1 protein-coding gene is annotated in these 663 nt (G+C 65.6%); it reads right to left on the reverse strand.

Features of this window, described 5'->3' with window-relative positions:
• Positions 1-68: 68 nt before the first annotated feature.
• Positions 69-512, reverse strand: a complete 444-nt coding sequence (locus QMX78_RS21490) for a transposase (RefSeq protein ID WP_282273491.1) — start codon at positions 510-512, stop codon at positions 69-71.
• Positions 513-663: the final 151 nt, after the last annotated feature.

Here is a 663-nt window from a genome sequence, read left to right on the forward strand (position 1 = left end):
GCCATGCTCGGCATGGGGCATCACCGGTAACGCCCCTGCCGAGCATGGCTCGGCACTACATCAGAGCATCACAGCAGCCAGCCCCATCGGCACCACGCGTACGGATACTCCTGCGGCCTGTCGCATAGGCCAGCCCGCACCGGGTTATGCAGCAGGTAATTGGCCACGCCCAGCAATGATTCATCGCGCCTGATTGCATGATCGTGGTAGCCGGATTGCCAGATGGATCCCGCAACGCCAATGGCTCTTGCCGAGCGCGACTTCAGCCGCTGCATACACGCACCCAGCGATCCGGTTTGAAGCTGCAGCAGCCAATGCAGGTGGTCTGGCATGACCACCCACGCGAGATTGTTGGTGATTCCGGCGAGTTCGCAATGACTGAGCGCCTCGATCACCTGCTCGGCGTTCTTGCGATTCGCAAACAGCGGCACTCGCCCAGCTGTCACCGTGGTGATTGAGTAGGCGTTATTGGGCAGCGAAAAGCGCCCCAGCCGCAATTTAGGACTCGACATCGCTGCAGCCTGAGGCCGGCGATCAAGAAGGTCTGCCAGGGATTCTAGGCTGTACCTGTAGTGGGGGGGGGGGGGGGGGGGGGGGGGGGGGGGGGGGGGGGCCGTCGCCGGGCCGCCGAGCGGGCGGCCGCGCGGGCCGCGGCGGGGGGGG

Origin of the sequence: Stenotrophomonas sp. PS02298, from assembly GCF_029959445.1 — a bacterium.
In the GTDB taxonomy this organism is placed as follows: Bacteria; Pseudomonadota; Gammaproteobacteria; order Xanthomonadales; family Xanthomonadaceae; genus Stenotrophomonas.